General features: G+C 73.1%; 19 protein-coding genes. 18 read left to right on the top strand and 1 reads right to left on the bottom strand.

What is annotated here, in order from left to right; all coding sequences use genetic code 11:
* Positions 1 to 7 precede the first annotated feature (7 nt).
* Together lptF and lptG are read left to right on the top strand one after the other, a co-directional pair.
* Positions 8 to 1,108 (top strand): LPS export ABC transporter permease LptF, encoded by a 1,101-nt coding sequence (gene lptF / locus G545_RS0112700; protein WP_027070708.1) that lies wholly within the window; start codon positions 8 to 10, stop codon positions 1,106 to 1,108.
* Positions 1,105 to 2,214, top strand: coding sequence for an LPS export ABC transporter permease LptG (gene lptG / locus G545_RS0112695; protein ID WP_027070707.1), 1,110 nt, complete (start codon positions 1,105 to 1,107; stop codon positions 2,212 to 2,214). The genes lptF and lptG overlap by 4 nt, the downstream gene beginning before the upstream one ends.
* Positions 2,215 to 2,438: 224 nt before the next feature.
* On the opposite strand, the gene G545_RS0112690 is transcribed toward lptG, so the two are convergent.
* Positions 2,439 to 2,885 (bottom strand): RDD family protein, encoded by a 447-nt coding sequence (locus G545_RS0112690; protein WP_027070706.1) that lies wholly within the window; start codon positions 2,883 to 2,885, stop codon positions 2,439 to 2,441.
* Positions 2,886 to 2,960: 75 nt separating this feature from the next.
* Here G545_RS0112690 and xerD point away from each other — a divergent pair, with 75 nt between their 5' ends.
* The 16 genes from xerD to G545_RS14770 all read left to right on the top strand — a co-directional run bounded on the left by xerD (position 2,961) and on the right by G545_RS14770 (position 21,516).
* Positions 2,961 to 3,914 carry a site-specific tyrosine recombinase XerD gene (xerD, locus tag G545_RS0112685; RefSeq protein WP_027070705.1) on the top strand — a complete coding sequence of 318 codons (954 nt, stop codon included), beginning with the start codon at positions 2,961 to 2,963 and terminating at the stop codon, positions 3,912 to 3,914.
* A gap of 50 nt (positions 3,915 to 3,964) precedes the next feature.
* On the top strand, positions 3,965 to 4,777 hold the full coding sequence (locus G545_RS0112680) for a DsbC family protein (protein ID WP_027070704.1): 813 nt from the start codon (positions 3,965 to 3,967) through the stop codon (positions 4,775 to 4,777).
* Positions 4,778 to 4,897: 120 nt separating this feature from the next.
* Complete coding sequence (gene purL, locus G545_RS0112675; RefSeq protein WP_027070703.1) at positions 4,898 to 8,983, top strand: phosphoribosylformylglycinamidine synthase; 4,086 nt, start codon at positions 4,898 to 4,900, stop codon at positions 8,981 to 8,983.
* Positions 8,984 to 9,054: 71 nt separating this feature from the next.
* On the top strand, positions 9,055 to 10,770 hold the full coding sequence (gene gspE / locus G545_RS0112670) for a type II secretion system ATPase GspE (protein ID WP_052106621.1): 1,716 nt from the start codon (positions 9,055 to 9,057) through the stop codon (positions 10,768 to 10,770).
* Positions 10,770 to 11,987 (top strand): type II secretion system protein XpsF, encoded by a 1,218-nt coding sequence (gene xpsF, locus G545_RS0112665; protein WP_027070701.1) that lies wholly within the window; start codon positions 10,770 to 10,772, stop codon positions 11,985 to 11,987. The genes gspE and xpsF overlap by 1 nt, the downstream gene beginning before the upstream one ends.
* Positions 11,988 to 12,115: 128 nt before the next feature.
* On the top strand, positions 12,116 to 12,550 hold the full coding sequence (gspG, locus tag G545_RS0112660; protein WP_027070700.1) for a type II secretion system major pseudopilin GspG: 435 nt from the start codon (positions 12,116 to 12,118) through the stop codon (positions 12,548 to 12,550).
* Positions 12,528 to 13,001: a type II secretion system protein XpsH gene (gene xpsH, locus G545_RS0112655; RefSeq protein ID WP_027070699.1), complete on the top strand. Its 474-nt coding sequence runs from the start codon at positions 12,528 to 12,530 to the stop codon at positions 12,999 to 13,001. Before gspG ends, xpsH begins: the two co-directional genes overlap by 23 nt.
* A gap of 5 nt (positions 13,002 to 13,006) precedes the next feature.
* Positions 13,007 to 13,426 (top strand): type II secretion system protein XpsI, encoded by a 420-nt coding sequence (gene xpsI, locus G545_RS0112650; protein WP_027070698.1) that lies wholly within the window; start codon positions 13,007 to 13,009, stop codon positions 13,424 to 13,426.
* On the top strand, positions 13,426 to 14,079 hold the full coding sequence (locus G545_RS0112645) for a prepilin-type N-terminal cleavage/methylation domain-containing protein (RefSeq protein ID WP_027070697.1): 654 nt from the start codon (positions 13,426 to 13,428) through the stop codon (positions 14,077 to 14,079). Before xpsI ends, G545_RS0112645 begins: the two co-directional genes overlap by 1 nt.
* Complete coding sequence (locus G545_RS0112640) at positions 14,076 to 14,987, top strand: type II secretion system minor pseudopilin (protein ID WP_407059643.1); 912 nt, start codon at positions 14,076 to 14,078, stop codon at positions 14,985 to 14,987. Before G545_RS0112645 ends, G545_RS0112640 begins: the two co-directional genes overlap by 4 nt.
* The gene (locus G545_RS0112635) at positions 14,984 to 16,129 is read left to right on the top strand and encodes a PilN domain-containing protein (RefSeq protein WP_036138288.1); all 1,146 of its coding nucleotides are present in this window, start codon (positions 14,984 to 14,986) and stop codon (positions 16,127 to 16,129) included. Before G545_RS0112640 ends, G545_RS0112635 begins: the two co-directional genes overlap by 4 nt.
* 11 nt (positions 16,130 to 16,140) lie before the next feature.
* On the top strand, positions 16,141 to 16,755 hold the full coding sequence (gene gspM / locus G545_RS0112630) for a type II secretion system protein GspM (RefSeq protein ID WP_052106876.1): 615 nt from the start codon (positions 16,141 to 16,143) through the stop codon (positions 16,753 to 16,755).
* A complete protein-coding gene (locus G545_RS15700) occupies positions 16,745 to 17,479 on the top strand; it encodes a hypothetical protein (RefSeq protein ID WP_027070693.1) in 735 nt (244 codons plus the stop codon). Before gspM ends, G545_RS15700 begins: the two co-directional genes overlap by 11 nt.
* Before the next feature lie 38 nt (positions 17,480 to 17,517).
* On the top strand, positions 17,518 to 19,788 hold the full coding sequence (gspD, locus tag G545_RS0112620) for a type II secretion system secretin GspD (RefSeq protein ID WP_052347335.1): 2,271 nt from the start codon (positions 17,518 to 17,520) through the stop codon (positions 19,786 to 19,788).
* Positions 19,789 to 19,807: 19 nt separating this feature from the next.
* Positions 19,808 to 20,653, top strand: coding sequence for a glycosyltransferase family 2 protein (locus G545_RS0112615; RefSeq protein ID WP_027070691.1), 846 nt, complete (start codon positions 19,808 to 19,810; stop codon positions 20,651 to 20,653).
* The gene (locus tag G545_RS14770) at positions 20,650 to 21,516 is read left to right on the top strand and encodes a glycosyltransferase family 2 protein (protein ID WP_052106601.1); all 867 of its coding nucleotides are present in this window, start codon (positions 20,650 to 20,652) and stop codon (positions 21,514 to 21,516) included. The genes G545_RS0112615 and G545_RS14770 overlap by 4 nt, the downstream gene beginning before the upstream one ends.
* Positions 21,517 to 21,518 lie beyond the last annotated feature (2 nt).

Raw genomic sequence — 21,518 nt, 5'->3', positions numbered from 1 at the left:
GCGCCTGATGCCCAAGCTCCACCGCTACCTGCTGGGCGAACTTGCCCAGTCGACCTTCGCCGCCCTGGTGGTGTTGCTGATCGTCAGCGTCGGCGGCGTGATCACCGACGTGCTGAAGGACATCGCCAACGGCCGCCTGCCGGCGGGGCTGATGTTCTCGCAGCTGGGGCTGGTGCTGCTCAACTGGCTGCCGCTGATCCTTCCACTGGCCCTGCTGCTGGGCATGATGCTGGGCATGGGGCGGCTGTACCGGGATTCGGAGATGCCGGTGATCACCTCCGTCGGCATCGGCCCGAAGCAGCTGCTGCGCCCGGTCCTGGCGCTGGTGCTGCCGGTGGTCGTGGTGGTCGCGCTGTGCTCGCTGTGGCTGGGTCCGATGGCCGAGCGGATGTCCCGGCAGATGATCGCCGAGGCCAACCGCAACCTGGTCGTGTCGGGGCTGGAGCCGGGCTCGTTCACCGAGCTGCCCGGTGGCGGCGGGGTGGTCTACATCGGCGCGATGTCTGGCGACGGCACCGGCTTTTCGCGCATCTTCATCCACCGCCAGGACGGCGACCGGCAGGACATCACCACCGCCCGCACCGGACGGCTGGAGGTCGAGGACAGCGGCGCGCGCTACCTGCGCCTGCACGACGGCTTCCAGGTCGAGGGGCCGGTGGACGAGGGGCTGGACTACCGCCTGATGCGCTACGCCGCCAACGAGGTGCAACTGCCCGCCGGCGAGGCGCGCTACGACCCGGAGGACCCCGATGTGATGCCGACCACCGAGCTGGTCGGCGATCCGCGCCGTGCCGCCGCCGGCCAGCTGCACTTCCGCATCGCCCCGCCGCTGCTGGCGCTGGCCTTCGGGCTGCTGGCGGTGCCGCTGGCCCGCACCACCCCGCGCCAGGCGCGCTGGGGCGGCATGGTGATCGGCGTGCTGGGCTACCTCGTCGGGATGAGCCTGGCGCAGATGGGCGAGCGCTGGATCGCCTCCGGCCGCATCGCGCCGGAGCTCGGCCTGTGGTGGCTGTCGCTGCCGCTGCTGGCGCTGGCCGTCTGGATGTACCTGGGTGACGGAGCCCTGCGGCGCCCGAGGCGCTCGCGCCGCCGGGAGGCGACGGCATGAACGGCGCGAAGCTGTTCCCGCGGGTCCATGACCTGTACCTCGGCCGCACCGTGCTGGGCACGGTCCTGCTGACCTGGGGCGTGATGCTGGGCCTGGACGTGATGCTGAGCCTGGCCAGCGAGCTCGGCAGCGTCGGCCAGGGCGACTACGGCGTGCCGCAGGCCGTGGCCCACGTCGCCTACACCATCCCGCGGCGCGCCTACACGCTGTTTCCCTACGTGGCGGTGATCGGCACGCTGATGTCGCTGGGCCAGCTGGCGGCCACGTCCGAGCTGACGGCGCTGCGGGCGATCGGCCTGTCGCGCCGGCGCCTGAGCCTGACCGTCGCCGTCACCCTGGCCGTGCTCACCGCGCTGATGGTGCTCAATGGCGAGACCCTGGGCCCGTGGGGCCAGCGCCAGGCCGACATGCTGAAGGCGTCCTCGCGCTCCAAGGACCTGATCGTGGCCCGCTACAGCGGCGTGTGGGCGCGCGAGGGCGCGGTGATCCTCAACGCCGAGGGCGGCCAGGAGCGCGCCGAGGGCGGCGACCGCTGGCTGGAGCTGAACGACGTGCGCCTGTACGAGTTCGACGAGGACGGCCGCCTCGCCTCGCTGGCGCGCGTGGACGTCGCCGAGCACCGGCCGGGCGGCTGGATGCTGCGCGGCGTGGAGCGCACCACCTTCGGCGAAGCCTCCGTGACTCGCGAACGGGTGGAGGAGGAGAGCTGGGATTCGCAGCTGGACGCGACCGGCCTGGGCGCCGACATCGACCGCCCGCGCTACCTGGATTCGGCCGCCCTGGGCAACGCGATCGAGTACCGCCGGCGCAACGGCCTGGATGCCTCCGACTTCGAGGAGCACTACTGGGGCCGCTGGTTCTACCCGATCAACGTGCTGGCACTGTGCCTGGCGGCGATCCCGTTCGCCTTCGGCAGCCTGCGCAGCGGCGGCCTGGGCAAGCGGCTCTTCATCGGGATCGTGTTCGCGCTGGGCTTCTGGTTGCTGCAGACGCAGTTCGTGAAGCTGGCCAGTGCGTTCAAGTTCGACTTCCGGGTGGCCTACCTGTTGCCGACGCTGATCATGATCGGGGTGTCGGTGGGGCTGTTCCGGAAGCGGTCGGGGTAGGGGGCCTCGGAGGGGTCGCGGCTGGGAGCCGGCTGCTGCGAGGGGGGTGCTCCGCCCTCCTGACGACATCCTGTCTTTAAGTCGGGCCGTGGGCCATCCATGGCCCACTCTCCGCACCCCCCTCACAGCATCCGTCTCCCATCACGATCCCTCCTGCTGGGGAGTGGTGTGGGCTTCGGTGGTGGTGTCGTTGGTTCGGTGCGCGGGCTTGGCTGCAGAACCGGCTATTTGGCCAGCCGGACGATCCTCGTTCCGCTGGCGCGGTCGTGCCACGTCAGGCGGTTGTGGTCGAAGAGCGCCCACCAGAACCCCGCGCCTAGCGCCAGCAAGGAGACGGAACCCACGGCATAACGCACGCAGAGAGCGGAGAGCGGAGCCGGACTCGCGTCGGCGGCGACAACCTTCAGCCGCCAGGGGCGCATGCCGAGGGTCTGGCCGCCGCGGCGCCAGCTGGCGACGGCGTAGGCGCCGGTGACCAGCCACAAGGCGAGGAACTCGGCCAGGCCCCAGGCGCCGCCGGTGATGGCATCGCCGCGCAGGGCGACGAAGATCGCGGCGACGAGGAACCACAGGCCGAAAGCCGGGAACAGGTCGTAGCCCAGGCCGAGCAGGCGCCAGCCGAGGTGGCTGCGGGGCGCGGCGGGCGGGGTGGGGTGGTCGGTCGGGGTCATCGGAGTGGGTGGCGCGTGGCCGGGGGAGTCTAGGGCGTGCGGCGCGGGTGGTGCCATCGGCCTTACCCTTGTGGGATGGAGACGAGTACCCCCGCCGAGCGCCGCCAGCTGGTCAATTCGCTGCCGGAGCTGCGCGATGAGGACGCCGGCCTGATCGCCGCGTTCCTGGACGCGACCTGGGGCGAGAGCGGGCTGGCGCGGGCGACGCTGGACAGCTACCGGCGGGACCTGGAAGGGCTGGCCCGCTGGCTGGACGGGCGCGCGGGTGGCCTCAAGGGGCTGGGCACGGGCGAGCTGTTCGACTATCTGGCCTGGCGCACGCGGCTGGGGTGGTCGGCGCGGAGCAACGCGCGCTGGCTGTCGGCGGTCCGTAGCTTCTGCGGCTGGCAGTTGCGGCGGGGGGCGCGGGCGGACGACCCGTCGGCGAGCCTGGATTCGCCGCGGCTGCCGCGTTCCATCCCCAAGGCGCTGGCGGAGAGCCAAGTCGAGGCGCTGCTCAGGGCGCCGGACACGTCCGATCCGGTGGGCCTGCGTGATCGCGCGCTGCTGGAACTGATGTACGCCTGCGGGCTGCGCGTGAGCGAGCTGGCGACCCTGCCTGCCGCGGCGGTGAACCTGCGCCAGGGCGTGCTGCGGGTCACGGGCAAGGGCGGCCGGGACCGGCTGGTCCCGATGGGGGAGGAGGCGCGGCACTGGCTCGAGCGCTACCTGGCCGAGGCGCGGCCCCAGCTGGTGGCACGCCGGGACGCACCCTGGCTGTTCGTCCAGCCCGGAGGCGAGGCGCCGACGCGGCAGGCGGTCTGGCACCTGGTCAAGCGGCACGCGGCCACCGCCGGCATCGACCCGGCGCGCCTGAGCCCGCACGTGCTGCGCCACAGCTTCGCCACCCACCTGCTCAACCACGGCGCCGACCTGCGCGCGCTGCAGATGCTGCTGGGCCACAGCTCGCTGTCGACGACGCAGATCTACACGCTGGTCGCGCGCGAGAAGCTGAAGCAACTGGTGGCGACGCACCACCCGCGGGGCTGACGCGGCTGCCGGTCGTGAGAGAATCGGCCGGTTCCCACTGGGTGCTCGCCGTGATCCGAATCCTGCTGGCCGTGCTGGCCACCACTTTCAGCCTGACCGCCTGTGCCGAACCGGCCGGCGGTCCCGAAACCGGCGCCGCTCCGGCCACTCTCGCCGCGGGCGCCAGCGGTGCCGCCAAGCCGGCCGCGGGCAGCCCCGAGGCGCGTGCAGTGGCGGCGATCGCCAAGCTCAACCCGGACGTCAAGGTCGAGCACGTCTCGGCTTCGCCGCTGCCGGGCTTCACCCAGGCCATCGCGGCCGGGCAGGTCATCTACGTCAGCAACGACGGGCGCTACCTGGTGCTGGCCGGGACCGGCGGCGCGGTGCTGGACCTGGAGCGCAGCCGCAACCTGTCCGAGGAGGCCATGGGGGCGATGCGCGTCGAGCTGCTGTCGAAGATCCCCGACAGCGAGCGGGTGATCTTCGCCCCGGCCAACCCGGTGCACACCGTCACCGTCTTTACCGACGTGGAGTGCGGCTACTGCCGGCGGATGCACGAGGAGATCGACGAGTACAACGCGCAGGGCATCGCGATCGAGTACCTGGCGTTCCCGCGGATGGGGCCCGGCAGCGAGAACTTCGAGAACATGGTCAAGGTCTGGTGCTCCGGCGACCGCCGCGAGGCGCTGACCCGCGCCAAGGCGACCGGCCGCGTCACCGGCAGCGCGGGCTGCAAGAACACCGTGCGCCAGCAGTACGACATCGGCCAGCGGGCCGGGCTGACCGGCACGCCGATGATCCTGTCCGAGGACGGCGTGCAGCTGGGCGGCTACGTGCCGCCGGCGAAGCTGCGCGAGGCGCTGGACCAGCTGGCCGGCGGCTGAGCCCGGGCCGAACCCTGTAGCCCGGGTAATCGCACGGCCGGTGCCCGGGCCCCGGCGCCAACCTGCCGCCCCGGACCACCGCTACAATGGCGGGCCCTGTAAATCTGGGTCCTGCCGGACATGATCGTCCTCGAGGGCGCACCCGCCCTTTCACGGTTCCGCCTCGAGCGCCTGCAGGCGCGCCTCCAGTCCGTCCACCCGGGAATCCGGCTGCTTGGCAGCTGGCAGGTGTTCTGGGTCGACGTCCCCTCCGGCGCCACGCCGGACGATGCGAAGCTCCGCCGCATCCTGCAGGCGGCCGACGCGCCGGCGGAGCGCGCCCGGGGCGCCACCTCCCGCTACGTCTCCCCGCGCCTGGGCACCCTGTCGCCCTGGGCGAGCAAGGCGACCGAGCTGCTGCGCGGCGCCGGGCTGCCGGTGAACCGCGTCGAGCGCGGCACCCGCTACGACCTGGCCGGCTGGCCGGAGGACGCCGCCACCCAGGGCCGGCTCGCGCGGATCCTGCACGACCCGATGACCCAGTCGCTGCTGGAGGCCTGCGAGGACGCAGGCGCCCTGTTCGACACCCACGCCCGTGGCGCCCTGGAGCGCATCCCGCTGGACGCGCTGGAGGAAGCCAACGTCCGGCTCGGCCTGGCCCTGGCCGAGGACGAGATCGGGTACCTGCGCGAGCGCTACGCCGCGCTGGGCCGGGATCCGTCCGACGTCGAGCTGATGATGTTCGCGCAGGCGAACTCCGAGCACTGCCGGCACAAGATCTTCAATGCCTCGTGGACCATCGACGGGCAGGAGCAGTCGACCTCGCTGTTCCGCATGATCCGCCACACCCACGCGGTGACGCCGGAGAACACCCTGTCGGCGTACAGCGACAACGCCGCGGTGGTGGCGGGCTACCAGGGCACCCGGTTCCGCCCGGATCCGGCGACCGGCAGCTGGCGCAGCGAGCCGGCGGTGGAGTCGGCGTTCTGCATCAAGGTCGAGACGCACAACCACCCGACCGCGATCGCCCCGTTCCCCGGTGCCTCCACCGGCGCCGGCGGCGAGATCCGCGACGAGGGCGCGACCGGGCGCGGCGGCAAGCCCAAGGCCGGGCTGGCGGGCTTCTCGGTGTCGCACCTGCGCATCCCGACCCTGCCGCAGCCGTGGGAGCGCGAGCGCGAGCTCAACCCGCGCATGGCCCCGGCGCTGGAAATCATGCTGGACGGCCCGCTGGGCTCGGCGGCGTTCAACAACGAGTTCGGCCGCCCGAACCTGGCCGGCTACTTCCGCAGCTTCGAACTGGCCGGCACCGCCTCCGACGGCAGCCCGGTGACCCGCGCCTACGACAAGCCGATCATGCTGGCCGGCGGCCTGGGCGCGATCGACCGCAACCAGGTCGAAAAGCTCGGCCTGCGCCCCGGCCATGCGGTGGTGGTGCTGGGTGGCCCGTCGATGCTGATCGGCCTGGGCGGCGGCGCGGCCAGCTCGGTGGCCTCCGGCGACAGCGACGAATCCCTCGACTTCGCCAGCGTCCAGCGCGACAACCCGGAGATGGAGCGCCGCTGCCAGGAGGTCATCGACGCCTGCGTGGCGCTGGGCGCGGACAACCCGATCGCCAGCATCCACGACGTCGGCGCGGGCGGCCTGTCCAACGCCATCCCCGAGCTGCTGCACGACTCCGGCCTGGGCGGCGTGATCGACCTGGACCGCGTCCCCAGCGACGACGCCTCCCTGTCGCCCATGCAGCTGTGGTGCAACGAGTCCCAGGAGCGCTACGTCATCGGCCTGCCGCCCGAGCGGGTGGAGGCGTTCGCCGCCATCTGCGAGCGGGAGCGGTGTCCGTTTGCGGTGGTGGGGTATGCGACGGCGGAGGAGCGGCTGGTAGTGGGGCACGGGGCTTTGTCCCTTCTCCCGCATGCGGGAGAAGGTGCCCGAAGGGCGGATGAGGGTGGTTTTTCGCCAGAAACAGAAGCAACGGCAAAAGCCCCTCACCCCAACCCTCTCCCGCAAGCGGGAGAGGGGGCAGGTGACGCGGCGGGAGAGGGGGACCACTCCTGGCCCATCGACATCCCCATGGACGTCCTCTTCGGCAAGCCGCCGAAGATGCACCGCGACACCCGGCACTCCGGCAACGCGCCGTGGCCGGTGCTCGACTGGACGAACGTCGATCTGCACGAAGCCGCGTTGCGGGTGCTGGCGCATCCGACCGTCGCGGCCAAGCAGTTCCTCATCACCATCGGCGACCGCAGCGTCGGCGGGCTGACGGTGCGGGACCAGATGGTGGGGCCGTGGCAGGTGCCGGTGGCCGATTGCGCGATTACCTTCGCCGGCTTCGACGGGTTCACCGGCGAGGCGATGGCGATTGGCGAGCGGACGCCGCTGGCGCTGCTCGACGCCGCCGCCGCGGCCCGCATGGCCGTGGGCGAGGCGATCACCAACCTGTGCGCAGCGCCGGTGGAGGCGCTCAATCGGGTCAAGCTGTCGGCCAACTGGATGGCCGCGGCGGGCTTCGACGGCGAGGACGCGCTGCTGTTCGACGCGGTCCGCGCGGTCGGCATGGAGCTGTGCCCGGACTTGGAGCTGAGCATCCCGGTGGGCAAGGACTCGCTGTCGATGCAGGCACAGTGGAATGCCGACGGCGAGCGGCAGTTGTCCGCCTCGCCGGTTTCCCTGGTCGTGACCGCGTTCGCGCCGGTGGTGGACGTGCGTGCGCAGCTCACCCCGCAGCTGGTGCGCGACGAGGAATCCGAGCTGTGGCTGATCGGCCTCGGGGCCGGCAAGCAGCGGCTCGGCGGTTCGGTGCTGGCGCAGGTGTATCCGGATGCCACCGGACGACTGCCGCAGCAGGGCAACGGCAGCCTGCCGGCCTTCGCCGGGCCGGCGACCGAGGACGGGCGCCGCAACGCCGGCGTGCCCGACCTGGACGACCCGCAGCGCCTGCGCGAGTTCTTCGAGCTGATCCAGGAGGCGCGCGAGGCGGGCCTGCTGCAGGCCTACCACGACCGTTCCGACGGCGGCGCCTTCGCCACCCTGTGCGAGATGGCCTTCGCCTCGCACCTGGGGCTGGACATCAACCTGGACGGCTGGGGCGAGGACCCGTTCCGCACCCTGTTCAACGAGGAGCTCGGCGCGGTCGTGCAGGTCGCCGCCGAGGACCGCGCGGCCTTCGCCGACCTGGTCGCCCACCACGGCCTGATCGACTGCGCGCAGCGCATCGCCCGGCCGAGCACCGCGCCGGTGATCCGCATCCACGAGGGCGGGCAGACCTTGGCCGACTGGCGCTGGGAGGCGCTGTTCGACGCCTGGTGGTCGACCTCGCACGCGATGCAGAAGCTGCGCGACAACCCGGACTGCGCGGACGAGGAGCGGTTCGCCGCACGCGACTTCAACGCGCCGGGGCTGCGTCCGAAGCTGGCCTTCGACCCCGCCGAAGACGTGGCCGCGCCGTACATCAACACCGGCGCGCGGCCGAAGGTCGCGATCCTGCGCGAGCAGGGCATCAACGGCCAGGTGGAGATGGCCAATGGCTTCCACCGCGCCGGCTTCGAGGCGGTCGACGTGCACATGAGCGACCTGATCGCCGGGCGCGTGGTGCTGGAGGGCTTCAAGGGCCTGGCGGCCTGCGGCGGCTTCAGCTACGGCGACGTGCTCGGCGCCGGCCGCGGCTGGGCGGTGAGCATCCTCGAGCGCCCGGCGCTGCGCGAGCAGTTCGCCGCCTTCTTCGCCCGCAGCGACACCTTCTCGCTGGGCGCCTGCAACGGCTGCCAGATGATGAGCCAGCTCAAGGACATCATCCCCGGGGCGGAGCACTGGCCCCGGTTCCTGCGCAACCGCAGCGAGCAGTTCGAGGCCCGCCTGGGGCTGCTGGAGGTCGGCGAGTCGCCGTCGGTGCTGCTGCGCGGGATGGCCGGTTCGCGGATCCCCGTGGTGGTCTCGCATGGCGAGGGCCGGGCGGAGTTCGGACAGGACGGGGACGCCGCCGCGGTGCAGGCACCGTTGCGCTACATCGAGGGCGATGGGACGCGCGCGATCCAGTACCCGGCGAACCCGAACGGCTCCACCGATGCGGTGGCCGGGGTGACCAGCACCGACGGCCGCGTGACGATCCTGATGCCGCACCCCGAACGCACGCTGCGCACGGCCAACTTCAGCTGGGCGCCGGCGGAGTGGGGCGAGGATTCGCCGTGGCTGCGGGTGTTCCGGAACGCGCGGGTGTTCGTGGGGTAGCCCTGGAAGGGAAGTTCCGCGCGCGCGCTCCCCGCTGCTAGAGTCGGAGCCACCTCCAGCGGAGCGCTCGCGTGTCCGTGGCAACCGAGACCCCTCCCGCCGCGGCGTCCGCGGCCGAACGCATCGTCGACGCGCTGCTGGCGCGTGGGGCGCTGAAGGCCCCGGACCTGGCGCGGGCCAGGCGGCTGCAGGCCGAGACCGGGGGCGACCTGCTGGCGCTGCTCGGCCGGCTCGGGCTGGTGTCCGAGCGCGACCACGCGGAGGCCAGCGCGCAGGTGCTCGGGCTCCCGCTCGCGGATGCGCGCGCGCTGCCGGAGTTCCCGCCCGAGGACGTGGCGCTCACCGCGCGCTTCATGAAGCAGTTCGCCGCCTGCCCGGTGGCGGCGGATGACGCCGCGGTCGACCTGCTGCTCGCCGATCCGCACGACGCCTACATCGCCGACGCCGTCCGCCTGGCTACCGGCCGCGAAGTGCGCCTGCAGGTCGGGCTGCGCTCGGAAATCGTCGACCTGGTCGAGCGCTGGCACGGACAGGGCCGCAGTGCGATGGGGGCGATCGTGGAGACCGCGGGCGCCGAGGCCGGCGAGCTGGACGACGTCGAGCACCTGCGCGACCTGGCCTCCGAGGCGCCGGTCATTCGCCTGGTCAACCTGCTGATCCAGCGCGCCGTGGAGCTGCGGGCCTCGGACATCCACATCGAACCCTTCGAGAACCGGCTCAAGGTCCGCTACCGCATCGACGGAGTGCTGGTCGACGGCGAGGGCCCGCCGGCCAACCTGACCGCGGCGGTGGTCAGCCGGGTCAAGATCATGGCCCGGCTCGACATCGCCGAGCGGCGGCTGCCGCAGGACGGGCGGATCATGGTCCGGGTGCAGGGCAAGGAGCTGGACCTGCGCGTGAGCACCGTGCCGACCGCGCACGGCGAGAGCGTGGTGATGCGCCTGCTCGACCGCGAGGCGGTGGTGCTGGACTTCCAGCGCTTGGGGTTCACCGACGAGTTCCTGCCGCGCTTCCGCCGGGTGCTGGAGCAGCCGCACGGCATCCTGCTGGTGACCGGCCCGACCGGTTCGGGCAAGACCACCACGCTGTACACGGCGCTGAGCCAGCTCAACACGCCGGACGTCAAGATCATCACCGTCGAGGACCCGGTCGAGTACCAGATCGAGGGCATCAACCAGATCCAGGCGAGGCCGCAGATCGGGCTGGACTTCGCCGGGGCGCTGCGCAGCATCGTCCGCCAGGACCCGGACATCATCATGATCGGCGAGATGCGCGACCTGGAGACGGCGCGCATCGCAATCCAGTCCGCGCTTACCGGCCACCTGGTGCTGTCGACCCTGCACACCAACAATGCCGCCGGCGGCATCACCCGGCTGCTCGACATGGGGGTGGAGGACTACCTGCTGACCTCCACCATCAACGGGATTCTCGCCCAGCGACTGGTGCGCCGGCTGGACCCCGCCACCGCCGAGCGCTACCCGGCCAGCGCGGAGCAGATCGAGCGCTTCGACCTGCGCCGCTTCCAGCCGGACGGAGAGATCTTCCTCTACCGCCCGGTGCCGTCCGAGGCGGCGCCCACCGGCTACCGCGGCCGCACCACGATCATGGAGTTCATGGTCATCGATGACGCCCTGCGCGCCGCGGTGATGCGCCACGCCGGCATGGGCGAGATCGAGCGCCTGGCGCGCGAGGCCGGAATGCGGACCATGTTCGAGGACGGCGTGGCCAAGGCGCTGGCCGGGCACACGACGCTGGAGGAGGTCCTGCGGGTTACCGAGGACGCATGATGCCGCTGTTCTCCTACAAGGCGCTCGACACCGACGGCCAGGCGCTGGCCGGGGAAATGGAGGCAGCCAGCGCCGCCGAGGTGGCCGCGCGCCTGCAGGAGCAGGGACACCTGCCGGTGGAGGCGGTGCCGGCGGGGCAGGGCAGCGGCGCCACGAGCTGGCGCACCTTGTTCAAGCCAAAGCCGCTTGCCGGCGAGCGCCTGGTGCAGTTCACCCGCCAGCTCGCCACCCTGTTGGGGGCCGGCCAGCCGCTGGACCGCGCGCTGACGATCCTGCTGGAGCTGCCGGAGGAGGAGGCCTCGCGCCGGATCGTGGCCGACATGCGCGAGGCGGTGCGCGGCGGTGCCTCGTTGTCGGCGGCGCTGGAGCGCCAGCACGGCACCTTCGCCCCGCTGTACGTGAACATGGTCCGGGCCGGCGAGGCCGGCGGCGCGCTGGCCGAGACGCTGTCGCGGCTGGCGGACTACCTGGAGCGCAGCGCGGCGCTGAAGGCGCGGGTGATCAACGCGCTGGTCTACCCGGCGATCCTGCTGGTGATGGTCGGACTGGCGCTGCTGTTCCTGCTCGGCTACGTGGTGCCGCAGTTCGCGCAGATGTACGAGAGCCTGGACGCGGAGCTGCCGCTGTTCACCCGGGCGGTGATCGGCCTGGGGATGTTCGTGCGCGAATGGTGGATCGTGCTGCTGGTGGTGCCGTGCCTCGCGCTGCTGTGGCTGGACCGGCGCAGCCGCGATCCGGCCTTCCGCGAGCGGCTGGACGGCTGGCTGCTGCGCCGGCGCTTCTGCGGACCGCTGGTGGCCAAGGTCGAGACCGGCCGGCTCGCCCGCACGCTGGGCACGCTGGTGCGCAACGGGGTGCCGCTGATGTCGGCGCTTGGCATCGCCCGCAAGGTCATGGGCAACCGCGTCCTGGCCGCCGACGTCGAGGCCGCCACCGAGCAGGTCCGCAACGGCGTGCCGCTGTCCACCGCGCTGGGGCAGGGCGGCCACTTCCCGCGGCTGGCGCTGCAGATGATCCAGGTCGGCGAGGAATCCGGTGAGCTCGACGCCATGCTGACCCGCGCCGCCGAGACCATCGAGCACCAGACCTCCCTGGCCCTGGACCGCATGCTCGCCGCCCTGGTCCCCATCGTGACCGTGGTGCTCGCCGGCGTCGTCGGCATCGTCGTCATGGCCGTGCTCACCCCCCTCTACGACCTCACCGGCGCAATCGGCTGATGTTGGAGCCCGGGCCCCGTGAGCCGTTCATGCCCCCGGGCTGACCCCCACCACCAAACCCGGCACACTCGGCCCCTGTTCCCTGTTCCCTGTTCCCTGTTCCCGCTCCACCCATCCAGGACCCCCCCATGCCCCAGCCCCGCCTACCAACCCGCTCCCGCCTCGCCTCCGGCCAGTCCGGCATGAGCCTGATCGAGATCATCATCGTGATCGTGCTGATCGGCGCGGTGCTGACCTTCGTCGGCTCGCGCGTGCTGGGCGGTGCCGACCGGGCCAAGGTCAACCTGGCCAAGTCGCAGGTGATGACGCTGGCGCAGAAGGTGGAGGCATTCCAGATGGACACCGGGCGCCTGCCGCAGGCGCTCGACGAGCTGGTCACCGAGCCGGCGGGCGTGAGCGGCTGGCTGGGCCCGTACGCGAAGGCGCCGGAGCTCAACGATCCATGGGGCAACCCGGTGCTCTACAAGGCACCGGGCGAGAACGCGCCGTTCGAACTCGTCGTCCTCGGCCGCGACGGCAAGCCGGGCGGCAGCAGCGCGGATGCCGACATCGTCCACGAATAGGCGCACGCGCCAGCGCGGCGTCTCCCTGCTGGAGATGCTGCTGGTCGTGGTGCTCATCGCCGCCACCGGGATGATGGCGGCCGCCGCGTTCACCGGGGGACTCGCCGGGGTGCAGCTGCGGCAGGCGGCGAAGGAAGTGGCCGCGCAACTGCGCCATGCGCGCACCCGGGCGATCGCCACCGGCCAGGAACAGGCCTTCAGCATCGACCCGGTGGCACGGACCTGGACGGGCCCGGACGGCCGCGGCGGCGAATTGCCCGCCGAGCTCGAGATCCGCTTCATCGGCGCACGCCAGGTGCAGGCTTCCGAGGGCGTCGGCACGGTGCTGTTCTTCCCCGACGGCGCCGCCACTGGTGGGCGCATCCGGCTGCTGCGCGAAGGCGCGGGCTGGGACGTCGACATCGCCTGGCTTACCGGCGAGGTCCGGCTGTCGAGGGCCGGGGAGCCGTGAGCCGGGTGCGTGCGCAGGCCGGGTACAGCCTGGTCGAGGTGGTGGTCGCCTTCGCCCTGCTGGCGCTGGCGCTGACCATCCTGCTCGGGGCGATGTCCGGCGCGACGCGGCAGCTGCGCTGGTCCGACGAGGCCGGCAGGGCGGCGCTGCATGCGCGCGCGCTGCTGGCCGACCTTGGAGTCGCCGAGCCGTTGCGCCCCGGCCGCCGGAGCGGCGAGCTGGAGGACGGGCGCTACCGCTGGGCGCTGGAGGTCCGGCCCTGGGACGATCCCGGGCTGCCCCCGGCCGCCGTTCCGGCGGACGCCGCCAGCGGCGACATGCGGATGCACGAGATCGAGCTCCAGGTCGCCTGGGGCGAGCGCGGCGGCGAGCAGTTGCGGGTCCGCAGCCTGCGCCTGGTGCCGCCCGGGGAGGCGCGTCCCTGATGCGGGGTCCACGCCATGCCGGGGGATTCACCCTGATCGAGGTGCTGCTGGCCACCGTGCTGCTGGCGGCGGGGCTGGCCTTGGCCTTCGCCACGCTGACGGCCGCCAACGGCACCGCACTGCGCGGGGAGCGCCTGGCCAACGAGTCCGAGCGCATGCGCGCGGTCGAGGGTTTCGTGCGCCGCAGGCTCGCGGCGGCCAGGCCGATGGCGTTCGAGGATCCGGAGGATGGCCCGGCGCTGCGCTTCGCCGGGGAGCCGGACCGCGTGCGCTTCGTCGCCGACCTGCCGCATTACCTGGGCCAGGGCGGGCCGCACCTGCACGACTTCCGTATCGAACGCGACCCCGAAGGCGACGGCGCGGTGCGCGTGCTGCTGGACCTGCGGATGGTGCTCGGCGGCGAGGCCCTGGAGGACCCGGACGGGCGTCCCCCGGAGTTGCTGGTGGAAGGGCTGCGCTCGGCCTCGTTCCGGTACCGCGGGATCGCGGAGGACGGCAGCGCGGGCCCGTGGCAGGAGCATTGGGAACAGACCGAATTGATGCCGCTGATGGTCGAGCTTCGGATCGAGGACGCCGACGGCCGCCCGTGGCCCCCGGTGCGCGTGCTGCTGCCGCAGTCGGCGATCGCACCCACGGCGGGAGGTACGTGGTGATTGGCCGGCCCGCCCGAGGCGCCGCACTGGTGCTGGTCCTGTGGCTGATCGTGCTGCTCACCGCGGTGGTCGGCGGCTACGTGCTGACGGCCCGGACCGGCGGCCTGCAGGGGCGGGTGGAGCTGCGGCAGCTGCAGGGCGACGCCGCCGCCCGGGCGGGCATCGAGTACGCGATGTGGCGGCTCAACCATCCCGATCCGGCGCTGCGCTGGCACCCCGATGGCCGCGCCTACCCGTGGCAGTACGGCGAGGCAGCGGTGGAGGTCCGTATCACCGACGAGCGTGGCCGCGTCGACCTCAACCATGCGCCGCAGCCGCTCCTGCAGGCGCTGCTGGAGGTGCTGGGCACCGATCCGGACCGCGCGGCGATGCTGTCCGCGCGCATCGTCGACTGGCGCGACCCGGACGGCGTGGCCGGCCCGGACGGCGCCGAGACCCCCGCCTATGCGGCGGCCGGGCGCCGGTACGGGGCCAAGGACGCGCCGTTCGAAACCGTCGACGAGCTGCTCCAGGTGCTGGGCGTGGAGCCTTCCGACCACCAGCGCCTGCGCCCGTACGTGACCGTGCACTCGGGACTGGCACGGCCCGAGGCGGCCTTCGCCGCGCTGCCGGTGCTGGAGGCGTTGCAACTGCCCGGGGCGGGGGAACTGGTGGAGCTGCGCGCACGCGACGACGGCGGCAGCGACGCCTCCCTGACCGCCAGCGAATCCGTCTCGCCCGCCCGGCGCCTCCTGCGGATCGCCGAGGGCGGGGCGTACCGGCGCGGAACGTATAGTATCGACAGCCTTGTCCGCCTCCCGGACGGAAGCCGGACGCGGACGCGGGCGGTGGTCACCCCGCGGGGGACGGGGGTACCGGGAATGGGGTACATGGTGCTGGCCTGGGAGGAGGGAGCTTCGCCGCAATGAGCGTGACGGGTGCCATCCCGGGCTCGGCCCTGGGCCGGATCGGTGCGCGGCTGGGGCCGGGCGCCGGCGGCTTCCTGTCATGGTGGGGTCGCTCGCTCGCGCAGCTGTTGCCGCCCCGGCTGCGGCGTGCGCTCGAGCTGGAGCCCGGCCGCTTGCTGCTGCAACCCGCGGACGGGACGATGGGCCTGCTGTTGCAGCGCGAGCAGCAGCTGGATGCCGCGGCAAGCCTGGACGCCGCCGCCCTGGACCTGGCCGGCGGGCGTGACCCGTTCGCCGCGGTGCTGGATCCACGCAGCCGGCAGCTCCCGCGCTGGCTGTTGCTCCCGTCAGGGTCGGCGCTGGTTCGCACCTTGCGGCTCCCCGCCGCCGCCGGCAGCCGCTTGCACGAGGTCGCCGGCTTCGAGGTGGAGCGCCAGACGCCTTTCACCTCCGACGCGGTGGTGTTCGATGCACGAGCCGTGGGGCCTGCCGGCGAAGGGCAGCTGGACGTCGCGCTTGTGGTCGTGCCCAAGGCGCGCCTGCAGCCGCGGCTTGCAGCGCTGGGGCCGGTCGCCGGCACCCTGGCGGGGGTCGACGTGCAGGGCGCCGATGGCCAGCCGCTGGGCGTGAACCTGTTGCCGCCGGCCCAGCGGCACCGCCTCCGTAACCCTTGGGCGACCGTGAATCGGGTGCTCGCCGGGGTCGCGGTGCTGGCGCTGGTTGCCGCCGCCGCGCAGATCCTCGACAACCGCCGCGAAGCCGCCGACGCGCTGGAAGCCCTGATCGCCGACCGCGCGGAGGCGTCCCGTGGGGAGGCCGACGGGCTGCGCCAGGCACGGCTGCTGCTCGAGGGCCAGGCATTCCTGGAGCGGACCCGTGCCGCCAGGCCGCCCACCACGGCGGTGCTCGCCGAGCTGACCCGGCGGCTGCCCGACGACACCTACCTGGAAAGCCTCTCGATCCGGGGCGATGAACTGACCATGGTCGGGCTCGGCCGCAATCCGGCAGCCCTCGTGGGGCAGCTGCAGGGTGCGGACCTGTGGCGGTCCCCGGCGCTGGCGGGCGCGGTGATGCCGGACCCGGCCAGTGGCCGCGACCGGTTCACGGTCACCGCGAAGCTCGCCACGCCTGCCGCCATGGCCACAGCCGGGGAGGCCCGATAGTGGCGGCGGGTCTGGCCGGGCGCCTGCGCGGGCAGGACCGCTGGGTCGCACTGGCCCTGTTGCTGGCGGTGCTCGCGCTCGGCTACGCGTTGCTGGTGCATCCCTTGTGGACCCGGCCGATGCTGGAGGTGGGCGAGCGCATCGATGGGCTGCGCGAGCGCGAGCTGCGGCTGCGCATGCGCGAACAGCAGGCGCCCCTGGTGCAGGAACGCCTGCGCGAGCTGGAGGCCAGCCAAGGCGATCGTCCGGGTTTCCTGGCCGCCGACACGCCGGAGCTGGCCACCGCCGGCCTGGTGCAGCGCCTGGAGTCGGCGGTCCTGGAAGTGAGTCCGGGCAACCGCAGCTGCGCGATCAGCAACCGCTCGCCTCTGCGCCCCGACCACGGCGGCGCCTATGTGCGCGTCGCGGTCGAGGTGCGCCTGGTGTGCGGGACCGCCGAGCTGGCGGCGGTGCTGCATGCGCTGGAAAGCGGCAGTCCGCGCCTGTTCGTCGACAACCTCGACGTCCTGGCCCAGCGGATGTATGGCGCCGGTGGGGCCACGCCGCAGGACACCCGCGGGGTCGACGCCAGCTTCGACCTGTCGGGCTACCTGCCCGTGCCGGGGGAGGGCACCAATGCGCCTTGAGCACGCCGGTCCGCGTACCCGCCTGCTGGCCGTGCTGGCGGGCGGCGGCGTGATCGCCTGGCTCGCCGCGCTGGCGGGTGCCGGCAGCCAGGTGGCGCTGCTGCCCGACGACGCATCGCTGGCACCGGCGCTGCCTGCAAGCGCGGCCCCGGCCGCCGACCCGATCGGCCCGCTGCACGACTACGCGGCGATCGGCGAGCGGCCGCTGTTCTCCACCGACCGCACGCCGCGCCCGTTTTACCTCCCCGGCAACGGGGACGAGGCGGTGGACACCGGCTTCGACTACCAGCTGACCAGCGTGATCCTCACTCCCGACCTGCGCATGGCGATCGTGCAGCCCACCGGCGGCGGCGAGGCGATGCGGGTGCGCGAGGGAGCCGAAGCCCCCGGCGCGCCGGGCTGGCGGCTGGTGGCGCTGGACCGCCGCAGCGCCGTGTTCGAGGGACCCGATGGGCGCCGCGAGCTGGGACTGCGCGTGTTCAATGGCAGTGGCGGAGAGGGTGCGCCACCGGCGCCGTTCATGGAGCATCCGATGGCAGAGGCCCCCGGGGCATCAGAAGCCGCGGAAGCCGCCGCCGCCGCCATTGCGGCCGCCGAGGTAGCCGAGGCGGCGGCAGCCGAGAATTCCGACAGCGCCGCCCCCGCCCCCGACGCCGCCCAGCTCGAAACCATCCGCCAGCGAATCCAGGCCCGCCGTGCCCGCCTGCAGCGGGAGGCCCGATGAGCCCGCCCCGGCACGCCGCAAGAAACCGAGTGCAGCAGATGACGCATCCGTACCGCCCCCGTTCCCGACAGCCGCTGCCCCTTGCCGGCCGGCTGTCGTGCCTGTTGCTCGCCACCTGGCTGCTTGGTTCCTGCACCAGCGTCCCGGTGGCGGACATCCGCCGCGCGCAGGCGCTGCCGGAGTCCGGGATCGCCGGGACCGCGGCGAGCCGGTCCGCGGATCCCGTCGATGCGCGGGCCGGCATCGAGCCCATCGTGGAGCCGCTCGCCGCGGACGGCCCGCGCGCGCAGGTCCGCCGCGGCACCGGCGAGGTCATCAACCGCGCCGCCGCCGCGGCGCCACGTCCCGGGCTGGGGGCCACCAGCGGCGAGGCGACCTTCAACTTCGAGGGCGAGTCGGTGCACGCCGTGGTCAAGGCGATCCTCGGCGACATGCTGGGGCAGAACTACGTCATCGCCCCGGACGTGCAGGGCACGGTCACCCTCGCCACCCCGCGTCCGGTCAGCCCCGCCGAGGCGATCAGCCTGCTCGAGCAGGTGCTGGGCTGGAGCGATGCGCGCATGGTCTACACCGATGGGCGCTACAACATCGTCCCCGCCGAGCGGGCGCTGCCCGGCAACGTCGCCCCCCGCACCGGCAGCGCCGCGGGCGCACGCGGCTTCGAGGTGCGCACCGTGCCGCTGCGCTACGTCGCCGCCGAGGAGATGCGCAAGATCCTCGAGCCCTATGCGCGGCCCGACGCCATCGTCGGCACCGACAACGCCCGCAACGTGATCAGCATCGGCGGCAGCGCCACCGAGCTGGAGAACTACCTGCGCACCATCGAGATCTTCGACGTCGACTGGCTGGCCGGCATGTCGGTCGGTGTGTTCCCGCTGGAGACCGGGCGCGCGGCGCAGGTCGTCCAGGACCTGGAGCAGGTGTTCGGCGAGGAGGCGGAGTCGCCGGTCTCCGGGATGTTCCGCTTCATGCCGATCGAAGGTGCCAACGCGGTGATGGTGATCACCCCGCAGGCGGAGTACCTCGACCACGTGCGCCAGTGGCTGGAGCGAATCGACGGGGCCGGCGCCGGCGTGCGCCTGTACACCCACGAACTGAAGTACATCCGCGCCCGCGACCTCGCCAACCGGCTGGCCGAGGTCTTCGGCGGCGCCGGCCCGGAGGAGGAGCCCGGCACCGACGGCCGCGGCGGTCCCTCGCTGATGCCCGGCAGCCGCGCGATGGAACTGTCGTCCGACGGCGGCAGCGCCCGCGACGGTCTGTCCTCCGGTCGCGGCGGGGTGCGTGGCGGCAGCCGGATGGGCGGCGGCACCGGCGGCTCCGGAGTCGAGGGCGAGCTCGCGCTGGACGAGCGGGTCGACGGCAACGCCAGTGCCCGGCTGCGTGTGCAGGGCGACCCGGTCGGCGTGTCGGCGGTCGAGGAGACCAACTCGCTGCTGGTGCGCACCACCCCGCGCGCCTGGAAGTCGATCCGCGAGGTCATCGACCAGCTCGACGTGATGCCGATGCAGGTGCACATCGAGGCCCAGGTGCTGGAGGTCCAGCTGTCCGGCGCGCTGGAGTACGGCGTCAACTGGTTCTTCGAGCGCGCGGTCACCGATGCCGGCCTGCCCAGCGCACGCGGCCGCGACACCTGGAGCACCCTGGCCGGCAGCGTGCAGTCGGCCCGCGGCGACCCTGCGGGGCTGTCCTGGACCTTCCTCGGCCGCGACGCCGCCGCGGTGGTCAGCGCGCTGGACGAGGTCACCGACATCAACATGCTGCAGACCCCCTCGGTGGTGGTGCGCAACAACGCCGAGGCGACCTTCAACGTCGGCAGCTCGATCCCGATCGCCTCGGTCAGCGTGAACCCGGGCCTGGGCAGCGACAGCACCTACAGCCAGGTCGAGTACATCGACACCGGCGTGATCCTGAAGGTGCGCCCGCGGGTGACCCGCGACGGGCTGGTGTTCCTCGAGATCGTGCAGGAGGTCAGTTCGCCGGGCGCCGTGGCCGACGCCCTGGGCAACGTGCGCATCGACACCCGCCGGCTCAAGACCGAGGCGGCGATCAGCAGCGGGGAGACGGTGATGCTGGCCGGCCTGATCCGCGACAGCGTGGCCCGCGGCTCCTCCGGCTTCCCCGGCCTGAGCCGGATCCCGGTAATCGGCGGCCTGTTCGGCACCCAGTCGTCCGAGACGCGCCGCGAGGAGACCGTGGTCCTGCTCACGCCGACCATCGTGCGCAATCCCATGGAGGCGCGGAACCTGACCGACGAGTACGGGCGCCGCTTCCGCGCGCTGGAGCCGCTGCACCGCGGGCAGCCCTGAGCGGCGGAAGGATCGACCGATGAGCGAGCTGCCCATCGTGGTGCTGCCGGTGGGCAGCGATGACGATGCCCTGGACGCCAGCCTGGCGGCGCTGGATGCCGGCACCGCGCCAAGCACCCGGGTGTGGCTGGCCGACAACGCCAGTGCCGGCCCGCGCGCGGGCGCCATCATCGAGCGCTGGCTCGCCCGTACCCGCCTGCACGCCGACTACAGCCGCCGCCCGCGGCGCGTTTCCGAGCTCGACCACCTCGACGAGGTGCTGTCGGCCTGCGGCGGCGCCGACGTCGCCGTGCTGGCCCCCGATGCCCTGCCGCTGCCGGGCTGGCTCGCGCGCATGGCCGGCTGCCTGGCCGCCGACGGCTCGGTGGCGACCGTCACCGCGTGGAGCAACGCGGGGGAAGCGGTCGCGTGGCCGGAGATCGGCGAATGCTGCCCGCTCCCCGGGGATCCCGCGCGGGTCGCGCGCGCCGCCGCGGGGATGCCGGCCGGCAGCCCGGAGCTTCCCGCGGCGGTCGGCCACGCCGTGGTGCTGCGCGGCGCCGCCCTGCAGAAGGCGCGCGGCCTGGACGTGGACAGCTTCGGGTCCTGGTACGCGGGGCTGACCGACCTGTCGCTCCGGCTGGCGGGCCTTGGCTGGCGCAACGTGCTGTGCACCTCCGCCTTCGTCGCGCGCCCGGCCGAGGGCGTTCCGGTGGATGGCGACATGGAGCGGCTCGGCGCGCGCTGGCCGGACTGGCACGCCCGGCTGGCCGGCTTCCTGATGGAGGACCCGCTGCGCGGCGCGCGGACCCGCCTGGCCGAGCTGGTCGAGGAGACCGGCCCGCCCGATCCCCAGGCCGACCTGTTCGCGGAATCCGCGTCGTGAGCGCGCCGGGCAGCATCGCCGCGGTGGTGGTCACCTACCAGAGCGGATCGACGATCGACGAGTGCCTGCTGCGCCTGCGCGACGCGGAGGGCGTCACCGCGATCCGCGTGGTCGACAACGCCTCAACCGACGAGACGCTGGCCATCGTGCAGCGCCACGCCACCGCCGACCCGAGGGTGCGCTTCATCGCCAACCCGGACAACCCCGGCTTCGGCACCGCCTGCAACCAGGGCGTCGCCGCGGTCCATCCGGACCTGGCGCGCTGGGTGGCGCTGGTGAACCCGGATTTGATGGTGGAACCGGATTCGCTGGCGCGGATGGTGGCGCTGGCGCGCCAGAACCCATGGACCTTGCTGGGCGCGGACCTGGTGGGCGAGGACGCCGTCCGCGACGCCGCCGCACGCCGCCGCGACCCGGACTTCGCCGCCATGCTGGGGGCCCTGCTGCGCCCCGGCGAAAACACCTCCGCGGCGATGGCGATCCCACCCGACGACCGCCTCGAGCTGCAACCGGTCCAGGCCATCTCCGGCGCGCTGATGCTGATGCGCCGCACCCTGTTCGACCACCTCGGCGGCTTCGACGAGGCCTACCGCCTGCACGCCGAGGACCTGGACCTGTGCCGCCGCGCGCGCGAGGCCGGCGCGGCGATCGGGGTCGCCAACCACGTCCGCGTGATGCACGTGCGCGGCGTGTCCAGCCGCTCGCGACCGGTGTTCGTGGAGTGGAACAAGCACCGCGGCCTGTGGCGCTACTTCCGCAAGTTCGAGGCGCCCCGGCGCGGCCTTGGCACCCGCGTCGCGGTGTGGCTGGCAGTGTGGGCGCGTTTCCCGCTCGCCGTGCTGCGCGCCGCGTCGCGCGAATGAGG

Source organism: Lysobacter defluvii IMMIB APB-9 = DSM 18482, assembly GCF_000423325.1.
GTDB classification, from domain to species: domain Bacteria; phylum Pseudomonadota; class Gammaproteobacteria; order Xanthomonadales; family Xanthomonadaceae; genus Novilysobacter; species Novilysobacter defluvii.
This window is presented reverse-complemented; position numbering and strand designations above follow the sequence as displayed.